Here is an 18456-nt window from a genome sequence, read left to right on the forward strand (position 1 = left end):
AGCCGGCTTGTGTTACGCTCAGTCGCAGGCTCCCTCACTCGCAATCCCTACGGGATTAAAACCTTGGGCTACACCCAAACCCGTGGACACCTACGGCGTCAGAACAAACAGAAACTAACGTAAACGATAACCCCACCCCGCCGCTGTCGCTCCTCGCTTGGCCGCTCGCCCGCTCCAGCCGCTGGATGGTTATTTATCGCTAAAAGGGGAAATCAAAGGGGAATTTGAGGCAATAACATGAGCGGCATCGGGAGTAATAGGGTTAGAGGATATTTCGTCAGGTTTACAAGTGATCATACGACTCAAACCACGCGGGTCTCGCAGTTCGGCCACGCAGTCATTAATAAGGCGGTAATGATAACCAATGCCCGACAATATTGAGTCATCAACAGACAACTGTTTTTTATCAACATCAATGTTGAATATCACAACACCACGGAATTTTAAATGCTTGTCAATATAACCAGATACGCCAGAAATCCAAACCTCAGTTGAATTAAACGGCATCAAAAAAGAAGGCTTAACAGGTTCAAGAGTAGCAACCGCATTACCATCATTACGAATATGAGCACCAGGAGACGCTTTAACAGATACAGAAATAGCCGCAGGAGCGGGCGCAGAATTCGATTGACTAGAACCCGAAATAATCGAGAAAAAATAATAGCATAAGTAGAAAAAAATAAAGAAAGTGGCGGGTATAACAAAGTAAAAAACGACTTTACCCTTAACCGTTGATAACGGCCCCACAGATTGACCGCTTTTAACCACGGCGCCCGTCTGAGTTGATTTATACAATAAGTGAACCGCGACAGGAACATGACGCGAGAATACCGGATCATTTTTACTTGGAACACCATTTTCCTTTGGTCTATGCTCATAGATTCTAGGTTTCCTTTTGCGCCAAAATAACGAATCCTTAGAAGCATATGAAAACGCCACTTCGGAACAAGAACGAATTAAATCACTAAGATGATTAATAGCCGGAGTAACAAAAATAATATCCCAATTAAAATGCCGATGCCGAGTCCACGCCTCATCGATATTGGCTGGATAAATAATTGTGCCATCAATATTCAACAATAAACGCCCAGAATCATCGGTATCACAAGAATCCAAGACGGGCTTATATTTGTTATGAGTGGATTTGAAATACTCAATTAAATCAGCAGGCAAATGATTACGATAAATGTCAATTGGCTTTAAATCGATCTCTTGAGATTTCCAACCAGTTTTAGGGAATATATCTTGGCACTCATCCATAATGACAAGGGCGCCAATGGGCATCCAGTGAAACCAGCGGCGCCACAAAGCGCGCATATCCGCATCAAGCGCAAACACGCGAAACAAACGCGCCGAGTCGGGGAACTTCTCACCTAAACGCTTTTCAATTTCCTCCAGGGGGAATAGTCCAAGAATATTAGTAACAACCACACGCCCCTCACGCAACGCGGTAAGAAGGCGATACCAGATAACGGATGAAGTCTTATAAGAGCCATTAGGCCCATGTTCAAGGACTATGGCCATATCACCACCCAACCAAACCCAGAACAAACCGAGTCAACAAACAATTAGCAATAAGATTTATGGCATTAAGAAAACCCAACGTCTGCAAAGCATACTGCAAATTAGATGGCAACAAAGATAAGTATGTCGCCATTTGCTGGGAAATCATTAAATCAGAGGAAATCTGCTTGGCCACACCATAAGCAAACTTGATGGCCATTACTTTAGCTTGAATAACACCATAATAATAAAACTCAATTAAACAAGCTAAGCCGCGCTGGATAATGTTTGGCATTTCATCAAAAAACAATGCAACACTATTAACTCTATCAAATAACCAACTAAACGACGATTGAGAACCGTCAGCGGCAAATGCCAAAGAGGAAACAAAGAATAAAAGAAAATAGAAATTTCGATTCATTATTTAGACCTCATTATAATTCCAAAACCAACGACAGCCGCAAAAAACATCACCATAGCGGCAATGCCATTATCGGCAAGAATGTCATATAACCTACGGCCAGACAAATCAACACTAGCGCCCATAATGTCTTGGGCATTGGTATCAAAATTACCAGTGGCAGACAAATCATTATATTTAAAAACATCGCGAGCTTCGTTAGCTATTTTAAGCAACTCTTCTTGCGCAGATTCAGTTTCGGCTTTTATATCATCGCGAAAACTCTGACCAAATATCTCAGCATATGGATTATCACCGCCACCAGAGGGAGGCGTGATATCAAACTTTGCAGATAAATCGCTTATAGCTTGAGTGGTCTTATCGACCGATTCAATGATGCCATCTTTATCAACCCCAGCAACACGGGCAAGCTCAACCCCCTCAGACGACATAACAACGGCATCAAGACCATCTTGGAAGGCGGTAACGCTCATACCATCCTCACCGTCTACGCCCGCAACGCCTTGAGCGCCATCCTTGCCGTCTACCCCCGCAACACCCTGGGCACCGTCCTTGCCGTCTACCCCCGCAACACCCTGGGCACCGTCCTTGCCGTCTACCCCCGCAACACCCTGGGCACCGTCCTTGCCGTCTACCCCTGCAACACCCTGGGCGCCGTCCTTGCCGTCTACCCCTGCAACACCCTGGGCGCCGTCCTTGCCGTCTACCCCTGCAACACCCTGGGCGCCGTCCTTGCCATCTACACCCGCAACGCCTTGGGCGCCGTCCCTACCATCAGCACCACGGGAACCATTAATACCCTGGGCACCAGTATCACCCTTATCCCCTTTATCCCCCTTAACACCCTGGGGGCCAGGAACGGGAGCGCGAGCTAAAAGAGACGCAATATCCAAACCATTCTGATTCAGTTGACGCGTATGGTCTAAAATGATGGAGGAATAAGCCTCAAGAGAGCTTTCAATCTGATTAACTTTAGTATCAGTGGTAAAAATAGCCTCTTGAATAGCACCCACATCGACAGTCATTGAGCCATTCTTACCGCAATCGACAGACTTAATAGAGCCATCATCGTACGCATAGCACTGAGTTTCAGCACTAGGAACGGGGTCGACAGTAGTAGAAGAACCGGAAACCCAGCAATTAGAAACCCCAGCAGGACAATGACAGGCATCAACACCTCGAACGCCAGTAAAAAGCCAACCGAACTGACCTTGAGCTCTAGACGGGTAAAGAACTTTGGCTTGGCAACCCATAACACAAGCAGTGCCAGAACCATTGGATAAACCATTTGCCTCAAAAGAGCCGGTGGAGTATTCGCATTGCTTTTGACCGCAAACCATAGCACCAGTGGCATCGGAAGTTGGACCAATTGTATAAGTAGGATTGTCAGCAGGAGGACAAGAGTAAGATTTAACAGGATACCAATACCCGAGAGTTGAACCACCAGAAGTAAGACAAGGAATGGAATTATTAACGAGAGAAGAGGATGTATTAATAGTGCAAGAATCCCATGGAGAATGGGTTTTAAAATAAGCAGAACAAGCAGAGCCAGAAACACCCTCAATAGACCAATTCCAATTGGAATCACGGCAATTGCCAAGAGAGTTAATAAAGCTAGGCTGAGCAGGTACGAATTCAGAAGCAAAAGAAAGACCGATTGAAAAAACAATCAGGAATAAAAGACAGGAATAGGTCAAGACTCTAAGCAGCATAATAAACTAGGGCGGTTTCCCGCCCTAACTCCTAAGAAGTGAAAACACCGCTCAGGAAACCCATGGCGAACACAAGGGCACCTGCGGACGCCAGAAGGGCAGCGGCAAGCATTACTTGCCCAGCCAGCCTTTAATCATAGTGAGACCAAAGGCCAGGGCAGCCAAACCAATCACGCCAGTAACGACGAGACCCACAGCAGCATCACCTCTGGTAAGGGCACCATTGATGGCCGTAGTGGTGCTATCACCTTCGGCCATGGCAGCACCAGCAGACAACATCAGACCAGAACCAACGGCGGCAGTACGGACGCCGTAATATTTAACGCGAGTGACGAAATGTCTCATAATGAGTAAAACTCCTACAGTTATTAAATGCGCATCAAACGACAGATACGCCCAGCGATGTGACCTGATACGAATGAAACAAGCATCCATCCTAATATCTGGTCGAAGGTAGCAGCATCAAATTCATATAAATGCTGCTGTAAATCAGTTTGAGTTAACAGCACATAACCAGTGCATTGCTCACCATCTGGCAATTGAGTGACCGTAAATATTTCACCATTAACGGTCAGGCAATTCATTTCTTGTCGCCAGCAAAGGCAGGCTCTTGAATATCAGATGAAAACATCGATTCAACAGATGACGGCTGAGCACCCAATGGGGTCAAAACACAATCATTGGAAACATACGGGCGATTATGGAAATCGGAGAACCCAGAAAGAGGGGCTTCGACCATCATGCCGCGACAAACGGTAATTGACTGCATAAACGGCTTATTCTTAAGCAACGAGTCAGACAAAACCAACGGCTGAGTAACCTCAGACGGCATACCAAATCGGTCGATAATCATTTTGCGAATACCGATGAGGTGAGCGGTTTTTTCGACACGGTCACCAGATTTATTATTGTAGCTATCATCCACAGTGGCATAGCCAACTAACACGCCGCGACAAAAAACACCTGTTGAAATGTTAGACATAATGAGCACCCTCAATATCAGAATAAAACCCCTCGGCCGCAAACGAATTTATATACTCTTGAGGCACAGGGACGGATAAACGGCGTGGAATAGACAGCGGGTCTAAACCAGATAAAAAAGTAGCAACAATATCAAACGGCGACATTCTAGCCACGCGGGACATGTAATTAACTAAGCGGCCAATTTGGCGGCGACCATTTTCAATGGCAACAGATTCGTTGATTTCAAAACTATTCCGAAATGTGCAAATCAATATAGGCGTCACATCACGAAGAATATCGGCAAGGACTGGATAAGCCCCAGCGAAATAAGCATCTGGATTAATCAACGCATCAAACGGAATTACACGGTCTTTAGCGTGGATTTCCACCTCGGCACGTTGCCAATTCGGATAATCCTCACTTTTCATCTGTTTGCCCTTCTCATAAAAGCGCACCAGCTTGCCAGATTCACGATGACCCACATAGAAGGTCACTCCCGATGACGGCTCTAACGTATAGCGACGACCATAGGCACGGGCGCGGTCAGCAGGCAGGCAAGTACCAGACTCAACCCACGAATATTTTGGGGGCTTACCACGACCCACAAACGCGCCATCCTCGGCACACTGATACATAGAGTGAGGGTCGAAGGTATCGCCCTCATAATCGTCCAGGGCAATATCAAGGCGAGTGATTTTGGCACCAAAGGTAATAGACTTTTGAATTTTAGAGCCATCGGCACCAAGAGCATCACAAGCAGGGGCTTGCTTACCCAGGGGGGCAAGAATGCGATGGAGAGCCGGAAAATCTAATGCCGCACAACCCGTACCTGTGAATGACACTAAGCAACCATGGTTAGAGGAGCCCCATGCGATAACGCCAGCGGACATACCATCACAAAGCAGGGATGCCGAGTTTTTATACCCGAACATACCGCCCAGCTTAGGAATGACAGTCCAGCGAGGGGAAGAGGCAGACGGACTGACACTCTCATTCAAAACATGCAGGAAGAAATCAAGCTCGGCCTTGCATAGCGAATCCAGCCACTGAACACCAAAGGAGGCAATCAAGTCAGAGTAACAGCCATGAAATGACACAGCGCGAGACGCAAGGGCGCTATCAGCGGCGGAAAGCTCAGGGTCAACGATAGACGATTGAAGCTCAAAACCACACTGATGGAGCTGGGAGAGAGAGCCATCAAGGACGAACTCATCCGGCATGAGTAGCGGCTCAATATATGAAGCAAGTTCACGGTGGGCGATATGCCAATCAATACCAGCCAGGGGGCTTTTGAGCTTGGCGCCCATCTTGGCCAGCTCAGTGAGACGGCGAAGCAATGGCGGGGCAAAGGTGAAGCTCAGATAGTCAATGATGGTCTTATGGCTGGGCATAGAACACCCCAGACTGTAAAAGCTCGTTGTACTGTTGCTCGTTGGTGATTTCGACAAGCTGAAAATTGCCCGCGCCATATTCGTGAGCGCAAAGACCATGGAGAGACGAAACCGACCGACAGAAATCGACATGGCCGTTAATGCAGTAGGAGACGCCGAAAACGTCATCGGATTGCCAATAGACCATAACCATCACTCGCCACCAACAGTAGAGTCAGGGCCATAACCAGACGCAGCAAGAAGAACGCGGGCACAGTAGGTTTGTTGTGCGGGTTGTTGCGTAGCAATGTTCTGTGTCATGGTGCCGGTCCAATAATCCTTAGATTGTTGACACTGTAATTCAAGATTTATTGAACTGGCAATACAGTAATTTTTGAACCAAATGAACTACGATAGGAGTTAGACGCAACACATGGGGAAAGAAAAATGTACTCAAAAGAGCTAATAGAGCTGTTTATGAAGCAGAAAAAATACACTCAGCAAAAGCAAGTGGCCGCAGAGCTTGAAATCAGCAAATCATATGTAAACATGCTTTGGTCTGGCCAAGTTCAACTAACTGATAAATTAGGGATTTTTCTAGCTAATGAATGCGGAATAGACCCTGCAGAAGTAGTAACAAAGCTAGCAGAGGCCCGAGCAAAAACAGAAGAAGAAAAAAACGCATGGGCATCAGTCGTAAAAAAATATAGCGCCAGCCTGCAAGCCAGAGCTGGCGCGGCTTTACTCCCCTTTTTAGCACTACCGATAGCTGAATTTTTAGCTTCGCAATTGCATTAGTTACGTTAAATTGATTGGTATAATGGCATGTTCGGACTCATCAGCAAGCATGTGAAAGCACAGTGATGCAGCTCCCTAAACGAATGACACCATGTTGCTATGCTGGAGCCGTGTAATCAGAGGGGACAATAAAGTGGTACAGGAAGCTCACGGTGACATGCTTATCACCTGGATAGGAAATATCTGTTTGACTCAGCTCAACGGCCCCTTCAATGAAGAGGGCTCTCACATCTGTTTACTAAATTTCCAACACGCTTGGCAGCAACATGGCAAACCCAAGCGGTGGGCTCATGTGCTAGATCTGCAGCAGTGGCTTGGCCGCACCCCCGAGTGTACCCCCTTCATCAAAGAAGCCATGGCTTGGGCTCTCACCCATGGCCTGAGTTGTGCTGTCGCCGTCATGGGGAGTGGTTCTGCCCGTATTTTGTGGGACATCAACCAGCGCGTTAACCCCGCCTTCCCGAGCAAGATCGTCTCATTATTACTATGTGATGATCACCAAGCAGCCGCTCAACTGTTGATCCAGCAGGGCTTCGATGGCGCAGCGTATGCCAAGCACACCGCTGACAGCTAGCCACTCTAGCTCCCGATCCAAGCCTATGCTGTTGCTCCCAGATGAATATGGTTTACCATGAGCCGCGCTCATACCTAGTTTCAACCCGGCTCCGGGCTCGAGAGTGACAATATCCGAACCTGTGCTCTCTTGGCCTCCAGACATTGGCCCCAATTGATGAGATTGACCGACACGCTCATGAGTAATCCTAAGCAGCCAACCTTCTACTTTCACGATTATGAGACCTTCGGAACGCACCCGGGGCGCGATCGTCCGGCGCAGTTTGCCGGGATCCGCACCGATGCCGAGCTCAACCCAATCGGCGAGCCGCTGATGATCTACTGCCAGATGCCCACCGATTACCTGCCGGAGCCTGAGGCATGTCTCATCACCGGCATCACACCGCAACTGGTCAATCGACAAGGCGTGAATGAGGCTGAGTTTATCCGGCGCATCCATGCCGAGTTCAGCCAGGCCAACACCTGCATCCTGGGCTACAACAACATCCGTTTCGATGATGAGTTCACTCGCTATACCCTCTATCGCAACTATTTCGATCCCTACGGCTACAGCTGGCAGCAGGGTAACTCGCGCTGGGATCTGCTGGATGTGGTGCGCGCCTGCTATGCCCTGCGGCCCGAAGGAATTAACTGGGTCTATGATGGTGAGGGCAAACCCAGCTTCCGCCTGGAGCTGCTGACCCAGGCCAATGGCATAGGCCACGAACACGCCCACGATGCCCTCTCGGATGTCTACGCCACCATAGGCCTGGCCAAACTTATCCGCGACCAGCAACCCAAGCTGTTCGACTACCTCTTCAAGTTACGCAACAAAAATCAGGTCAAGGCGCTCATCGATGTGATCAGCATGAAGCCGCTGGTTCATGTCTCTGGCATGTTCTCCCCCTGGCAAGGTTGCGCCAGCTGGGTCTCCCCTGTCGCCTGGCACCCGACTAACGCCAATGCGGTGATAGTGGTCGATCTCAACCAGGATATCTCCCCCCTGGTGGCGCTGGAGAGCGAACAGATCCGCGAACGCCTCTATACCAAGCGCGATGAGCTGGGCGATAACCTGCCCATAGGCGTAAAACTGGTGCATATCAACAAGTGCCCAGTCCTGGCCCCCGCCGCCACCCTGACGGAGCAGCGAGCCGAGGAACTGGGGCTGAATAGAGCCCAATGCCGCACCAGCCTGAATTTATTACGTCAGCACCCTGAGATAAGGGAAAAATTGCTGCAGGTGTTCAGCGAGGAGTACACCCCTAGCGAACAGGTCAGCCGCGAAGCTGAGCTACAGCTGTATGGGGGCTTCTGCCAGGATGGTGACAAGGCCATGATGGAGCTGGTGCGTAGCCGCCCCCCGGAGCAGTTGGCCAGCGACCCCATACAGTTTAACGACCCCCGTCTGCAAGCCATGCTCTTCCGCTATCGGGCCCGCAACTACCCCCATACGCTGAGCCCGGAGGAAGCCCTGCGCTGGCGCCAACACTGCGCCGACTACCTGGATCAGCACGCCGATAGTTACCTGCTGAAGTTAGAGCTGCTACTGGAGCAACACGCCCAGGATAGCCACAAGCTGGCGGTGCTAAAATCTCTGGCCAAGTATATGCAGAGCTTCTGAGAGCAGGACTAGATGTAGTCGTTTCTCGCCCTTCCATTTTTTATTAAGGTGGGGATCAGACTTTTGTGCTTCATAAGTCAGAGCCCCCTCTCGCAACCTCGCCCTTGGCAGGGCCGTCACCTAACAGCCAGATGAGAATGAGAGCCAGGCTGGCTATTTCACATGAGATCAGCACCCTATCACAACAAGTAATGAATAATCATTAGCTTGGTATATGAATATAATGCGAAATAACCATTTATTTATTTTGTAATAGAAAATGAAGCTAAAGTCACATATTATTGTGAAAAACAGCACCACAACCCCAACCAGATCACATTATCTCCGGTGCGGTAGCCATGGGAAGTTTTAACAAGTGGGTTATCACGCTTATGCAAGCCAATCTGGGGCCTGAGAACATTCTCACTCAATGACATCTAAATTCTATAAACAGTCTGATATACACTGTCATAATCGCTAAGAACTAATCATTGCAACAGCCAATTATTAAACCAGCCTTTCACTAACTTTTTACTAATATATGCGAGTGAGAGATTAAGCGCATAATTACCGAGTTGATAGTTATATGTTACTTTTATTTTTTACTAAGAAGCCTTACTGATCAAATACTGAGTGATTGGTAAACCAATCGAGTCAACATAAAGAGTAATTTTTTAAAACTCAAAGTACTTGAACAATACCATCATGCAGTTAGCCGATAGGTGATGATTGATGAGTATTTCATTTGAATATTCCTAACAAAAATTATACTCACAACTCGGTAGTTTGCCTTCGCCCTACAATACAACATGGTTGCGAACAAATACTCTGCAACACGCAACAAAAATTACATGCATATCAACAGGAGTCATCAATGTCAAAAATAATCCCGTATATTTTATTATTACCGCTTTTTACTGGAAGCATTCAAGCTGAAGTCGTTATGAGTCCAGCAACAAAAATTAGCGAAATAAACTCTTATTCAAACTTCCCTGACGGAGATACATTATTTTCAGTTGACACGCCACATACAAGCTGCCCCGGTGGATATTGGTTGAAGATGTCAGACTTAGGGTTTTCAAAAAACCTAAGCATTTTATTGTCAGCATTTCACGCTCAAAACAATATAATATTTCTAGCCGATAAGTCAGAAGTGTGGCCACATAACCCAAACTCGCAGTGCCATATAACACAAATACGACTTACTCGATAATGGCAAAACAAAGTATATGGCTGCAGCATCGGTGATGTTCATTCCCCATTGGGTGATGAGTCATTAAATACAATGCAATAACAACTGTTAAGCAACCACTTAAAAACTCAGTCTTATTATTTAATACTCAGCCATCTCCCGCCCAGAATCTTAAATAGAAATACTGGCTAACAATAGTTCTACCTTATGTATTACATACACCAGAACAACACCTAATATTTAGCTTCTAACTTTAAAAAAACACCTATGTATTGTTATCCAACAAGCAGCAAAGCCATTAATCAAGGGAATGAAATGGAACAGCCATTCAAAAACAGTTTTCTCGGCTTAATAATATTAAGCTGTTCGCTTGGCAGCGTGCAGGCTGGGACCTTATATAGCTCAGGCTCGAGCTTTTATTACAAAGGAGACCCAGAGCTACTGATTATTCATGGCGACATTGCAACACCTGTCAACTTCATGCCAAGTGACGGATATTGGAAACTAGATCGCAGTGGTAGCGAATGGAAAAGAACAAATATCTCTCAAGCTGAGTGGCAAGCACAAGGATATGGTCTGCTACCTATTTCAGACTACCAATTAGTTAAAGCAGACTTCAATGGCGATGGCAAGAGTGATTTGTTATTTAGAGCGCCAAACGCACAGAGTGATAGCTTTATCGCTCTGCGAGATAGTAATCAGCTAATAACATTTAATGCATCACAAGCTGACATCCTGGCCGCAAATAATTCCTCATTAGCCATACGAGATGTCAACGGCGATAATCGCGCCGATTTTGTATTTAGTGATGGGTATCTGCTTAGTAATGGTTCCAGCTTTTGGGATACCAGAGCTAATAATGAGCAACCTGAACCGGCAAATAAAGTTGGCTCCACTGCCGCCAGCTTCCGCGTTGGGGAAGATGGCGGCATCAACTATGATGTGCCAATTCAATTACCCGCAGGCCGTGGCAACATGAAACCCCAGCTATCCCTCAGCTATTCCAGCTCTATTGGTGAAGGGGTTTTGGGCATGGGTTGGAACATATCAGGCACCAGTGGTATCAGTCGTTGCGCCAAAAACATTGCCCAAGATGGCATCATTGCCGGTATCAAATTTGACACGTCAGACCGCCTCTGTCTTGATGGTCAACGCCTCTATCCGATTGGCAGTGCGCCAAGAACTCAAATCAGTGATGCCACATATTGGAGTGCCAACAGTTACTACACCGAAATCGCCAGCCAACAAAAAATCACCGCTACCTATCCAAGCGGAAATGGCCCATCCTATTTTCTTATCGAAAAGAAAAACGGGGATAAGCTTTATTATGGCATGGATAATGGTGCCGGCGATGGGAAAACCAGTTTAAAAATCACCCAGGTAGTGACGTTGTCGTGGGGGCTATCGCGAATAATAGACTCCAAAAATAACTATATAGATTTCAAATATAAAAACATCAACCAGCAAGAATATTTACTAGATGGAATTAGCTATGGTGGTAATATATCCACCTCCGCAACCCCAAATATTAAGGTAGAATTCGGCTACCGAGAGTCACCCAAGAGCCGCTCAAAATTCCTTGCCGGAGCCCTGATTAACAGCACTAAGCTGCTCAACAGCATACTGATATCTGTGGATGATCAACCGACACGCAAGTATTCAGCCTTCTACGATTTTGCTCAGATGGAGGAGGAAAAAAATTACCTCACTGCCATTCAGGAGTGTGGGGCAGAATTTGACTCTTCTGGCAATAAACAGTGTCTTCCCCCCCTCTCTTTTACTTGGACAAAACCAGCAAAAAAATCACCAACGGACAATGCAGAATCATTCAATAATACCACGGAAAAACATCTAACCTATAAAAGATTTGACAATCCAAATAATGTACGAGTAGCCGACATTACGGGTGATGGCATTGCCGACTATCTCTTCTACAGTGACAAAAATTGGTATATGAGTAATGGCGCCACAAACGAGGTGAAACTACTCGGTGCTAGTGATAAACCAGAATATAGCCAATTGATCGACTGGAATGGGGATTCGGTAAAGGATCTCTTAGTCAGCAAAGATGGTCAGTGGCAGATTATTCAATTCTCACCAACCATACGCACAGTTGCCGACAAGGTTTGCGTCGCTCGACAATATTATGAATGTGAAATAGTCAACACCGATTACAGCTCCAACATCTACCCTCTAAACATTCCCTCTAGTGGATTGGAGTCCAACACCATAGTCATGGATATTAATGGTGATGGATTAGAGGATATCGCCTTTAAACAAGAGAGTCTTATTAAAGGGATTATAAACACAACCAGCAATGGAATGGGCTTTCGCAACACCGCGCCCATAATATTAACCGGGCTTCCAACCGAAGAGAACATAGGTTCAACTAAAATTACATACGACTTTACATTGGAAGGTGCCAACCTGGTCGATGTGAACGGCGATGGAATTTCAGACCTAGTGTTTAGCCAGAAGAGGAATACGGCTCAATATGGTTGCCAAATTACGGGTGGACAAGGAACGTATGAATTTCATACTGATGTCAGCTCTGTAAGTGATTGTCAGCAAAAATATAAAAAAATATCAAACCCTACAACCTCCCAGTATGATTATCGATGGACTCTGGGAAGCCCAACCACTACGTCACAATGGAAAATATTTACTGGAACAGGTAGAACAACCGGAGCCTATGAGGCATTAAAATATAGAGCTACTATAGATGTAGCAAATGACGCGACCAATCTGCATGCTGTCGACTTTAACGGTGATGGCCTGACCGACTTTGCGTTTAAGATGAATAACACCTGGTATGGAATCATAGGTGTAGGCAATACGCTATTATTGAACAGCGGCTTCAGCAATCCGGCACCACTTACCAACATCACCAATGACAATGTACTGTTCGTCGATATTAATGGTGATGGTGCAACAGATGTTCTAAATGCCGCCTCTAGCACTCAATATGAAATTTATATCAGCGCAGCACATGCTGCAGCTGATGTTAATGCTGCCACTGCACTAAGTTTTAACCGTCGCGGGGTGTTAACTCATAGTGAAGGGCCAGTGCAGTTTGCCGATGTGCAGGGCAATGGCAGACTAGATATGGTCACAATCAAGGACTCAGCCATTTATGTCAATCAAGGTGGCCGAGGCAATATCCGTGATCATGTTATTCGTCGATTCAATACCGATCCTATGGCTCTGGGCGGTAACACAACCGTAACCTTCAAACAAGCCACAGATCCTAACGTCTATACCTATAACCAATCCACCCAGAAACCAGCCAACAACCCGCGTTTCCGCAGCGTATCGGGAAGTGGCCTATTTTTGGTATCTGAGGTCACATCAGATGGCCCGACAGGCCCCGTGACGATCAATTATCAATACGGTGGAGGCATGTTCGATACCCAAGGTAGTGGCTTCCTCGGCTTTGAGATGTTAACCACGATCAAGTCTAGCGATCAGGTAGGCACCACGACTCTCTATCATCAGCACTTCCCGCTTGCAGGCATGCCCGCCTCCACCACCCGCTATCTGACCAGCAGTGCGGCGAAACCCGAGCTCTCCTCGGCTAACAATAGCTGGCACTGGGCCAAATCTGGCACCACCACTGGCGTATCAACCGGCTTTGCTCTCGCTGATGCCGATGTGACAGCCCAGCGTGGTTACCTGGTCTATCAAGACGGCAGCACAGAGAAGAGTAACGACCTAAATAGTCAGGCTCTGCTGACAACCACCACAAGCAACATGCTGCAAGATGAATGGGGTAATGTTCTTTACAACAAGGTGCAGCTAACCGATAACACGGGCAACACGGGCGCGACCTTTACCACAGTGTCACTCAATGACTACGCTGGCTCCGGTGGTGGTGCCGAGAAAGGGCGCTTGAGTTGTGCCGCCGTGCTCAAAATCCGGGGGAGCAGCAACTTAGGCCCTCGTAGTTGTGCTGGCTTAACTCAAACTATCGACCCTGCTGCACAGACACAGCTAAAACTCTCGACCTTCAACTACCAAGCTGATGGCTTGTTAGAGAGCAGTGTCGAAGGGAGCGGTAGCAGCCAACTCACCACCCGCTACCAATATGATGCTTATGGCAACGTGACCTCTGAGAGCAAAAGTTCCGGCAATCTGACACGCACTGTGACCCGCGACTATGCCAACGGTAACTATCTGCGTAGTGAAACCGTCACTGGCGGGTCTAGCCCGGCATTAACCACTAGCTACCTCTACAACGGGGTCGATGGTGCCGCTGTGGTTGGTTTGGTGCGCAAAATTAGCAAGAGTGATGCTAATGGCATCATCAGCCATCAGACGGTAGACCTGTTTGCCAATCAATCTAGTAGCTATAGCAATGATGGCTCCTACAGCTCGGGCAATAAATACTTCTGCAGCGGCAGTGCATGTGCCCCCTCTACCCTCTATGTGGCCGAAAGCCGCAGCAATACGGGTGTGCTCAAGTACAGCTACTTTGATAAGTTTGGCCAACAACGCCAGGAGGCCACGCTGGCCTTTGATGGCTCCCATTATAGTGTCAGCCGGGCCGAGTTTGATAATGATGGGCGCCCCGTGCTGCAACTTGGCCCCATACTGGCGGTCAGACCCACCTATCGGCCAACAGAGGGGGATTCAACACCCAGCACACGCAACCGCTATGACATTCTAGGGCGGATAGTGCAACAAGACGTGGCCGGCGTAGGCACCAGCAGCTGGAACTACAACGGCTTCACCACCACCCAACTTAACCCCAAACAACAAAAACGGGTGGAGGTGCGTAATGGCAACGGCGAGCTGACTCAAGTCATCGACAATATGGGACAGGAGCTTAACTACAATTACAGTTACGACGCCAACGGACTCAACACCCAGGTCAGCAGTAAATATAAGGATGCGACGGGCAACCTTAAAAACCTGGTATTGAGTACCAGCCACACCGATATTAATGGCAACAAGGATAAGCTGACCGATCTGACCAAGGGCGTGTGGACCTATAGCTACAATGGCTTTGGCCAACTGCTCCAGCAGAGTGATGCCAACAAGAGTGTCATCAGCCAAGAGTACGATGGCTTGGGGCGCTTGGTGCGCAAGACCATTACTCCGGTGAATAACCAGCAGGTGCAAACCATCTGCTATCAGTATGATTTGGCCACCAATGGCAAGGGGAAACTCTACCGCCGCTGGCAACAGAGCGGTAACGTCAATTGCTCCAGCTTTGTAAACAATGAATACGCTGAGGAGCAGAGCTATGACGCCCTATCCCGGCCACTCACGCTGACCACCTGGATCAACTTGATCAAGTACGAGATAACCAACCAGTACGATGCTCAAGGGCGACTTGATAATGTGCTTTACCCAGTTCAACTCGACAATACTCGTGTCGGTTTCCGCAATGTTTACAACGAAAGCGGCTACTTAGATCGAGTCATCCAGACTATTCAGAAAAATGGCACTATCAGTACCGTTAAAACACTGCGTGTGATCTTGGGCATGGATGAAAATGGCCATATAACCCGTGAATTACAGGGTAATAAAGTCATCACCACCCGGGATTACAATCAACAGACCGGTGCCATACAGGCCATCAGCATTGGTATTCCCAGTACAGAGACCAACCCGCAGCCAACGCTGATCAGTCAGAGCTATGGCTACAATGAGTTGGGAAATCTGGTAAGCCGTAACGCAAATTATGGCGGCAGTTGGCTGAACTGGCAGTCGGTGAATGAAACCTTTGGCTATGATGATCTCAACCGTCTGCAATGGCGAAAATCATCCATCGGCGCCCGCCCAGAATTGGCCGGTTTACCCGCCATGGATGCCCAACCAGAGCAGCAAGAGAACTTCAGCTATGACGGCCTTGGCAACCTGACGAGAAAAGGCAATTTAGCCGACTATCAGTATGCGGCAGAGAACCCTTATCGTCTGGTCAAGCTCGGCAGCCAGAGCTTTAGCTATGACAGCAACGGCAACCTGTTAAGCGATGGTGCTCGCACCCTGAACTACGATGGTCAGGATCGCCTGCTGAGCATCAAGAAGGGCGCCAGCCTTACCGAGTTCAGCTATGGCCCGGATGGCAACCGCTATCGACGCCACGATGTACGCACCGAAGATAACAACGGCATTGATGTCGTCACCCATAATCTGGGTGGCTATGAGCGCATCACCACTCAGGACAAGAGCGGCAGCAGTATCACCCATCGCTACAACCTGGCGGGGGTGACCTATCTCTATTATGAAAAGACCAAGATAGGCAAACGCTTCTATAACCATACCGATCACCTGGGCTCCATCATCGCCGTCAGTGATGACAGCGGCGCGCTAACCGAGCAGCGCCTGTTTGACGCCTGGGGCAAGAGCCAACTGCTGGTCAGTGGTGCCCGCTTCCCGAGCCACCAGTGGCTCTCGGCCGCAACGCCCCGCGGTTTTACCGGTCATGAGGAGGTGGATGAACTGGGGATCACCCATATGAATGGCCGCATCTATGATGCCCAGTTGGGACGCTTCCTGCAGGCCGACCCCTTCGTGCAAGCCCCAGACAACCTGCAAAGCTACAACCGCTACAGCTATGTACTGAACAACCCGCTGAATATGACCGACCCCAGCGGCTTCTTCTTTAGCGGCTTGAAAAACTTTGTTAAACATAACTGGCGCACCATAGCGGCGGTGGCGATTGCGGTATGCTTGCCCATGGCCGGCCCCTTATGGGCCGCGCTATCTATTTCGTCGAGCAATTTTATTGCTATCGGTGCCATCACAGGGGCCATTTCTGGTTATGTAGGGTCTGGAACGCTAAAGGGAGCCGCCTTTGGCGCCATATCTGGCGCAGCATTTGGGGGCATACATCAAGCATTTGGCGAAGCTGGTGGCTTTAATGCCGGAAAATTGATGGCCCATGGCGTCACGGGTGGGGTATTGTCTGTCAGTCAGGGGGGAAGCTTTGGTAACGGCTTCCTAAGTGCAGGCTTTACTCAGTTTGCCGGACAAATGAAGTGGATGCCCGAAGTCGGAGGTAATGGCTTTGTTGAACGATCCAAAAATGCCATTGTGGCCGCAATGATTGGTGGCACAGCCTCCGAACTGAGTGGTGGCAAGTTTGCCAACGGGGCAATTACGGGGGCGTATTCCCGACTGTTAAATGATATGGCAATCGATTATAAAATCCAGCAACTCAAGGAAGAGTTTGAATCAAAATGGGGCGACATCCTTAAAAAAGGTAATATAGACATTGATAAAAACTTTGATGAAGCAACAAAGTTATCGACAGTAGATTTCATCGGGAAAGTAAAAAAAGAAGGGACATGGGATTATAAAAATGTACGCTTTTTACAAGAAGCTTTTGGCGAGTACCGTATGTCTGAATTTGGCAACGTACACTTTGGGATTATGGCTGTAGCACAAGGTTATCCACTGTCGACATCGCTATCAGGGGCTGGCGTATATCAAACTTTTAAACAAGGTGGTGGAAGTTATGCTGCTGTTGCTCTATCGGCACCAGTCACAATTAATTCCATTGCGAGAGGAATAACAAATCTTGGCTTCACATGGGGAGACAGAGAAGGTGACTCAAAGCTAATAATGGAGGGACATGATTATGGAAATAAAGTCTATGGTGGCCATGGGTTTAGTTTTTGGTAGAGTACAATTGATTGCATTGGTCTTTGCGTGTACTCCCGGCTGTAATAAAGATCACTACAACGATGTGTTCTCACCAGAAAGCATGGCTGCTTGGTTTCAATTAAATTATAGCGGATTAAATGAGCTATTAAATATAATAAAAAGAGGGGAAAATATAAGTTACATGCAGTTATGTGGTGATGGCAATCAAAAAAACCTGCTTAAGTCAGAGAAGGGTGTTCTTTCCCTAAAGAACAAGATTAGCTTCCCCATGATTAATCAACACTGCATAGCAATTAATTCTTCCCTAGATGGAGACTCTGGGGCAAAGAGCCTTTCAGTAACTATATGGATAATATCTGATGGCTTTTGCTTACCTATAAAAACATGTGAAGTGACCAGAATTGAATATTTTGAGGAGCCTAGCTACTACTACAAATCAGTTTTTAAAAATCAAAGCAAGGTAAGATTATCTCAGCTTGCTGACTCCAAATGGTATTTAGTCAAAGGCGACTACTACAATTAACGTCAGGCTAATGACAGGCGACAGCGCATCCGATCCAACTTTCGGTATATAAAAACAGTATCCACGCCTCGTTCAGACGTGTTCTGTTGGAGTGGATGCTGACTCGAGCACACAGCCTGCTAATTGGCCCAGCGTCAACGAGTTACTAGCTGTCTCTTATACCTATCTTGGGTCATGTTGTATGATAAATATCGAAAAATGAATAGCA

Annotated in this window: 13 protein-coding genes; 6 read left to right on the plus strand and 7 right to left on the minus strand. The window is 47.5% G+C overall.

The genetic code is table 11. The features are described 5' to 3' along the window. Window positions 1–189: 189 nt before the first annotated feature. The 7 genes from ACZYTD_RS04540 to ACZYTD_RS04570 all read right to left on the minus strand — a co-directional run bounded on the left by ACZYTD_RS04540 (window position 190) and on the right by ACZYTD_RS04570 (window position 5990). Window positions 190–1524, minus strand: coding sequence for a zonular occludens toxin domain-containing protein (locus ACZYTD_RS04540; RefSeq protein WP_463889757.1), 1335 nt, complete (start codon window positions 1522–1524; stop codon window positions 190–192). A 1-nt stretch (window position 1525) separates the two neighbouring features. After that, on the minus strand, window positions 1526–1924 hold the full coding sequence (locus ACZYTD_RS04545) for a hypothetical protein (RefSeq protein WP_463889759.1): 399 nt from the start codon (window positions 1922–1924) through the stop codon (window positions 1526–1528). Beyond that, a complete protein-coding gene (locus ACZYTD_RS04550; protein WP_463889761.1) occupies window positions 1924–3636 on the minus strand; it encodes a hypothetical protein in 1713 nt (570 codons plus the stop codon). The genes ACZYTD_RS04545 and ACZYTD_RS04550 overlap by 1 nt, the downstream gene beginning before the upstream one ends. A 111-nt stretch (window positions 3637–3747) precedes the next feature. Further along, on the minus strand, window positions 3748–3981 hold the full coding sequence (locus tag ACZYTD_RS04555) for a hypothetical protein (protein ID WP_463889763.1): 234 nt from the start codon (window positions 3979–3981) through the stop codon (window positions 3748–3750). Between the two features lie 23 nt (window positions 3982–4004). Beyond that, a complete protein-coding gene (locus tag ACZYTD_RS04560; protein WP_463889765.1) occupies window positions 4005–4220 on the minus strand; it encodes a hypothetical protein in 216 nt (71 codons plus the stop codon). After that, window positions 4217–4618: a hypothetical protein gene (locus ACZYTD_RS04565; RefSeq protein ID WP_463889767.1), complete on the minus strand. Its 402-nt coding sequence runs from the start codon at window positions 4616–4618 to the stop codon at window positions 4217–4219. The genes ACZYTD_RS04560 and ACZYTD_RS04565 overlap by 4 nt, the downstream gene beginning before the upstream one ends. After that, on the minus strand, window positions 4611–5990 hold the full coding sequence (locus ACZYTD_RS04570; RefSeq protein ID WP_463889769.1) for a replication initiation factor domain-containing protein: 1380 nt from the start codon (window positions 5988–5990) through the stop codon (window positions 4611–4613). Before ACZYTD_RS04570 ends, ACZYTD_RS04565 begins: the two co-directional genes overlap by 8 nt. A 426-nt stretch (window positions 5991–6416) precedes the next feature. Here ACZYTD_RS04570 and ACZYTD_RS04575 point away from each other — a divergent pair, with 426 nt between their 5' ends. The 6 genes from ACZYTD_RS04575 (at window position 6417) to ACZYTD_RS04600 (ending at window position 18248) form a co-directional block, all read left to right on the plus strand. Beyond that, entirely contained in the window at window positions 6417–6767 is a 351-nt protein-coding gene (locus ACZYTD_RS04575; RefSeq protein ID WP_463889771.1) for a DUF3693 domain-containing protein, read from the plus strand. A gap of 157 nt (window positions 6768–6924) precedes the next feature. After that, entirely contained in the window at window positions 6925–7341 is a 417-nt protein-coding gene (locus ACZYTD_RS04580) for a hypothetical protein (protein WP_463889773.1), read from the plus strand. 177 nt (window positions 7342–7518) lie between these two features. Beyond that, window positions 7519–8940, plus strand: coding sequence for an exodeoxyribonuclease I (sbcB, locus tag ACZYTD_RS04585; protein ID WP_463889776.1), 1422 nt, complete (start codon window positions 7519–7521; stop codon window positions 8938–8940). 853 nt (window positions 8941–9793) lie between these two features. Further along, window positions 9794–10132: a hypothetical protein gene (locus ACZYTD_RS04590; protein ID WP_463889778.1), complete on the plus strand. Its 339-nt coding sequence runs from the start codon at window positions 9794–9796 to the stop codon at window positions 10130–10132. A 294-nt stretch (window positions 10133–10426) separates the two neighbouring features. Beyond that, window positions 10427–17743, plus strand: a complete 7317-nt coding sequence (locus tag ACZYTD_RS04595; RefSeq protein WP_463889780.1) for an RHS repeat-associated core domain-containing protein — start codon at window positions 10427–10429, stop codon at window positions 17741–17743. Beyond that, entirely contained in the window at window positions 17694–18248 is a 555-nt protein-coding gene (locus ACZYTD_RS04600; RefSeq protein ID WP_463889782.1) for a hypothetical protein, read from the plus strand. Before ACZYTD_RS04595 ends, ACZYTD_RS04600 begins: the two co-directional genes overlap by 50 nt. Window positions 18249–18456: the final 208 nt, after the last annotated feature.

This window comes from Pseudaeromonas sp. HNCC25DJ180 (assembly GCF_055413345.1).

What these genes read in the sequence shown, in the direction of transcription:
- ACZYTD_RS04540 (WP_463889757.1), bottom strand. Translation starts at nt 1,524, where the DNA reads ATGGCCATAGTCCTTGAACATGGGCCTAATGGCTCTTATAAGACTTCA.
- ACZYTD_RS04545 (WP_463889759.1), bottom strand. Translation starts at nt 1,924, where the DNA reads ATGAATCGAAATTTCTATTTTCTTTTATTCTTTGTTTCCTCTTTGGCA.
- ACZYTD_RS04550 (WP_463889761.1), bottom strand. Translation starts at nt 3,636, where the DNA reads ATGCTGCTTAGAGTCTTGACCTATTCCTGTCTTTTATTCCTGATTGTT.
- ACZYTD_RS04555 (WP_463889763.1), bottom strand. Translation starts at nt 3,981, where the DNA reads ATGAGACATTTCGTCACTCGCGTTAAATATTACGGCGTCCGTACTGCC.
- ACZYTD_RS04560 (WP_463889765.1), bottom strand. Translation starts at nt 4,220, where the DNA reads ATGAATTGCCTGACCGTTAATGGTGAAATATTTACGGTCACTCAATTG.
- ACZYTD_RS04565 (WP_463889767.1), bottom strand. Translation starts at nt 4,618, where the DNA reads ATGTCTAACATTTCAACAGGTGTTTTTTGTCGCGGCGTGTTAGTTGGC.
- ACZYTD_RS04570 (WP_463889769.1), bottom strand. Translation starts at nt 5,990, where the DNA reads ATGCCCAGCCATAAGACCATCATTGACTATCTGAGCTTCACCTTTGCC.
- ACZYTD_RS04575 (WP_463889771.1), top strand. Translation starts at nt 6,417, where the DNA reads ATGTACTCAAAAGAGCTAATAGAGCTGTTTATGAAGCAGAAAAAATAC.
- ACZYTD_RS04580 (WP_463889773.1), top strand. Translation starts at nt 6,925, where the DNA reads ATGCTTATCACCTGGATAGGAAATATCTGTTTGACTCAGCTCAACGGC.
- sbcB (WP_463889776.1), top strand. Translation starts at nt 7,519, where the DNA reads ATGAGTAATCCTAAGCAGCCAACCTTCTACTTTCACGATTATGAGACC.
- ACZYTD_RS04590 (WP_463889778.1), top strand. Translation starts at nt 9,794, where the DNA reads ATGTCAAAAATAATCCCGTATATTTTATTATTACCGCTTTTTACTGGA.
- ACZYTD_RS04595 (WP_463889780.1), top strand. Translation starts at nt 10,427, where the DNA reads ATGGAACAGCCATTCAAAAACAGTTTTCTCGGCTTAATAATATTAAGC.
- ACZYTD_RS04600 (WP_463889782.1), top strand. Translation starts at nt 17,694, where the DNA reads ATGATTATGGAAATAAAGTCTATGGTGGCCATGGGTTTAGTTTTTGGT.